Below are 4,489 nucleotides of genomic sequence, written 5' to 3' on the forward strand. Positions count from 1 at the left end.
GGTGAGGTGACGACGGCGTTGCGGGTGAGCAGGACCAGCCGGGAGTCGGCGAACCGCTCCTCCGCCAGCCACCGCTTGACCAGGTCCAACGCCCCATGCAGCGAAGTGCGTTCACCGGGCGGGCAAGGAGCGACCACGATCTCGGAAGCCGACAGGCCGTCGAGGCCCTCACCGGCGGACAGCCAGACCGGGTCCGGCCCCTCCGCCTGCGCGGCCTCGACGGGCGCCCACTCCACGCGGAACAGCGCGTCGCGCAGGGTCGCCGCGGCTGCGGCCTCCGCCGCTCGGCCGGACAGCGGCCGCAGCGCGAGCGAGTCGACGGTCAGGACCGGACTGCCCAGGGCGTCCGCCGCGTCGAGCCGTACCTCCTCCTGACCGGTCACGGTCAGCCGCACCCGCAGTACGGTCGCGCCCGTGGCGTGCAGGCGTACGCCCCGCCAGGAGAACGGCATCAGTGCCGGCACGCCGTCCTCGGCCAGGCTGCTGAGGCCGACCGTCTGCAGCGCCGCGTCGAACAGGGCGGGGTGCAGCTCGAAGTCCGCCGCGTCCTCGGCCAGGTCCGCCGGCAGGGCGACCTCGGCGAACACCTCGTCACCCCGCCGCCACGCCGCCCGCAGGCCCTGGAACTCAGGGCCGTACTCGAAGCCGCTCTCCCGGAACCGCTCGTAGCGGCCCTCGATGTCCAGCGGCTCGGCCCCGGCCGGCGGCCAGGCCCCGCTGAGGTCCTGCCCGGCGTCGGCGCGGTCCGGGCTCAGGGTGCCGCTCGCGTGGCGCGTCCACGGCAGGCCGTCCTGCCTCGTGTCCTCGTCGGGCCGCGCGTGCACGGTCAGCGTGCGCCGGCCCGACGCGTCGGCGGCACCGACCCGCACCCGGAGTCGTAGGCCACCGTCCTCGGGCAGCACCAGCGGCGCCTCAAGGGTCAGTTCCTCCAGCAGCGGGCAACCGGCCCTGTCCCCGGCCCGTACGGCCAGCTCGGCCAGCGCGGTGCCGGGCAGCAGGGCCGCGCCCTCGACCCGGTGACCGCGGATCCACGGCTGGGCGGCGAGCGAGACCCGGCTGGTGAACAGCAGCTCGTCGCCGTCCGCGCTCTCCAGTACTGCACCCAGCAGCGGATGGTCCACCGACTCCAGGCCGAGCGAGCGTACGTCCCCGGCCGCACCGGAGGGGGCCTTCGGCCAGTAGCGCTGCCGCTGGAAGGGGTAGGTCGGCAGATCCACCCGCCGGGCACCGCTGCCGGCGAACAGCGCCGCCCAGTCGACGCGGGCGCCGCGGGCGAACACCGTCGCCACCGCCTCCACCACCGACTCCGGCTCGGCGCGGTCGCGGCGCAGCGCGGCGGCGAACGCCACGGCGTCGCCGGGCAAGCAGTCCTGGCCCATGCCGGAGAGCACCCCGCCGGGGCCGAGTTCCAGGCAGTTGCCGACGCCCAGTTCGCCCAGCGTCCGCACGCCGTCGGCGAACCGCACGGCCTGCCGCACATGGCGCACCCAGTAGTCCGGGTCGGTCAGCTCCTCGGCGGTGGCCGTACGGCCGGTCACATCGGAGACGACCGGGATCAGCGGATCGCTGTACCGCAGCGAGCGCGCGACGGCCCGGAAGTCGTCGAGCATGGCGTCCATGCGGGGCGAGTGGAAGGCATGGCTGACGTTGAGCCGCTTGGTGCGTCGGCCGCGCTCGGCGAGTTCGGCGGCCACCGCGAGCACCGTCTCCTCGTCGCCCGACACGACGACGGACCGCGGCCCGTTGACGGCGGCGACGGACACCCGTTCCGTGCGTCCGGCCAGCACCTCCATGACCTCGTCCTCGGTGGCGCGTACGGACACCATCGCCCCGCCCACCGGCAGCTCCTGCATCAGCTTGCCGCGGGCGGCCACCAGCGCGCAGGCGTCCGGCAGGCTCAGTACCCCCGCGACATGGGCCGCCGCCAGCTCGCCGACGGAGTGGCCCAGCAGCGCGGCGGGACGCAGGCCCCATGCCTCGACCAGTCGGAACAGCGCTACCTCGACGGCGAACAGCCCTGCCTGGGTGTACTGCGTCTGGTCCAGGAGCTCCGCCTCGGCCGTGCCCGGCTCGGCGAACACCACTTCACGCAGCGGACGGTCCAGGTGCGGGTCCAGGGCGGCGCAGACCTCGTCGAAGGCGGCGGCGAAGAGCGGGTAGGCGGCGTGGAGTTCACGTCCCATGCCCGGGTACTGGCTGCCCTGCCCGGTGAAGAGGAAGGCCGTCCGGGCGGCACGGTGACCCGCGCCCGTAACCAGCCCCGGAGCCGCGTCCCTGCCCTCGGCGAGCGCCGTCAGCGCCGCGTCGAGCCCGCCGGGAGCGTTGTTGTACAGCACCGCGCGGTGCTCGAAGACCGAACGCCCCGTGGCCAGCGAGAAGCCGACATCGGCGGGGTCCGTGTGGACGAACTCCCTCAGCTGTGCGGTCTGTTCGCGCAATGCGTCCGCCGACCGGGCGGACAGCACCCACGGCACGACGGGCATCCCGGCCCCGCGCTCCGGCAGGTCCCGGGCGGACTCGTCCTCCGGGGCCTCTTCCAGGACGGCGTGCGTGTTCGTGCCGCTCACGCCGAAGGACGACACGGCCGCACGGCGCGGCCGGTCGGCGGCCGGCCAGGGCCACTCCTCGGTCAGCAGCGAGACGGCTCCGGAGTCCCAGTCGACGTGGGTGGAGGGGGTGTCGACGTGGAGGGTACGGGGGAGCAGGCCGTGGCGCATGGCCATGACCATCTTGATGACGCCGCCGACGCCGGCGGCGGCCTGGGTGTGGCCGATGTTGGACTTCAACGAGCCGAGCCACAGCGGCTGTTCGGGAATGTGGTCCTGGCCGTATGTGGCCAGGAGGGCCTGGGCCTCGATGGGGTCGCCGAGGCTGGTGCCGGTGCCGTGGGCCTCGACGACGTCTACGTCCGCACCGGTCAGCCCGGCGGCGACCAGCGCGTCCCGGATCACCCGCTCCTGGGCGGGACCGTTGGGGGCGGTCAGTCCGTTGCTGGCGCCGTCCTGGTTGGCCGCCGTGGAGCGGACCACCGCGAGCACCGGGTGGCCGTTGAGGCGCGCGTCCGACAGCCGCTCCAGCAGCAGCAGACCCACGCCCTCCGACAGGCTGGTCCCGTCGGCGCTGTCCGCGAACGCCTTGCAGCGTCCGTCCGGGGCCAGTCCGTGCCCCTGCCCCCGGCTGAACTCGTCGAACAGCGTCGGCGTCGACATCACCGCCACGCCCCCGGCGAGCGCCAGCGAGCACTCGCCGTTGCGCAGCGACTGCACCGCCAGATGCAGCGCGATCAACGAGGACGAGCAGGCGGTGTCGACCGTCACCGCGGGCCCCTCCAGGCCGAGCGTGTAGGCCACCCGGCCGGAGGCGACGCTGCCCGCGCTGCCGTTGTAGACATAGCCCTCGACGGCGTCCGGCGACGCGTCGACCAGCGTGCCGTAGTCGTGGTACATGACGCCGGCGAAGACGCCCGTACGGCTGCCTCGCAGGGTCCGCGGGTCGATGCCGGCCCGTTCCACGGCCTCCCAGGGGGTCTCCAGGAGCAGGCGCTGCTGGGGGTCCATGGCGAGGGCCTCGCGGGGTGAGATGCCGAAGAACGCCGGGTCGAAGTCGGCGGCGTCGTACAGGAATCCGCCGTGGTCGTAGAGCCCGTCCAGCTCCCAGCCGCGATCGGTCGGGAACTCGGACACCGCGTCCTCGCCCGCGGCCACCAGCCGCCACAGGTCCTCCGGCGTGCGTACGCCGCCCGGGTAGCGGCAGCTCATCGCGACGATCGCGATCGGCTCCCGGCCGCGCTCGGCGAGCTCACGGTTGTGCTGCCGCAGCCGCTCGGTCTCCTTCAGGGACGCCCGCAGGGCGGCGACGACCTTGTCGTTGGGGTTGCTCATGGGGTCACTCACGCTCCGCGTCGGATCCGGCGCTGTCGCCGTCGAAAGCAAGGTTGATCAGGAGGTCGACGTCCATCTCGTCGATGGCATCGATGGCATCGATGGCATCGATGGCGTCGGTCTCGTGGCCGGAGTCCGGCGCGACCGCAGGAGCCGGTGCGGTCTGCGCGGTCTCCTGCGGGAACAGCTTCCGCTCCACGAAGCGGGCGATCGCCTGCGGAGTCGGCTGGTCGAAGACCAGCGTGGCCGGCAGCCGCAGCCCGGTGGCCGTGTTGAGCCGGTTGCGCAGCTCGACCGCGGTCAGCGAGTCGAACCCGATGTCCTTGAAGGCGCGGTCCGGTTCGATCGCGGCCGTCGACGCATGGCCCAGCACGGCTGCCACCTGCGCGACGACCAGGTCCTCCAGCGCCTGCGCCCGCTGCTCCCCGGACACCCGGGCGAGCCGCTCGGCGAGCGACAGCTCGGCAGGCCGTCGCATGCCGACCTCCGCGGTGTGACGACGCACCCGACGCTGTGCCAGCCCGCGCAGCAACGCCGGCACGGGCTCCTCCGCGCCGAGGGAACGCCGCAGCGCCGCGACGTCGAGCCGGATCGGCAGCAGGTGCGGT

At 73.9% G+C, this 4,489-nt stretch carries 2 protein-coding genes; both read right to left on the reverse strand.

Annotated features, from left to right (window positions below; translation table 11 throughout):
• Positions 1–3,881: type I polyketide synthase (locus tag ACWD01_RS37245; protein WP_451168401.1), on the reverse strand; the 3,881-nt coding region annotated here is incomplete at its 3' end.
• A gap of 4 nt (positions 3,882–3,885) precedes the next feature.
• On the reverse strand, positions 3,886–4,489 hold a 604-nt coding region (locus tag ACWD01_RS37250), incomplete at its 5' end, for an acyl carrier protein (RefSeq protein ID WP_451168403.1).

The sequence above is a fragment of the Streptomyces sp. NPDC002835 genome (assembly GCF_053591995.1).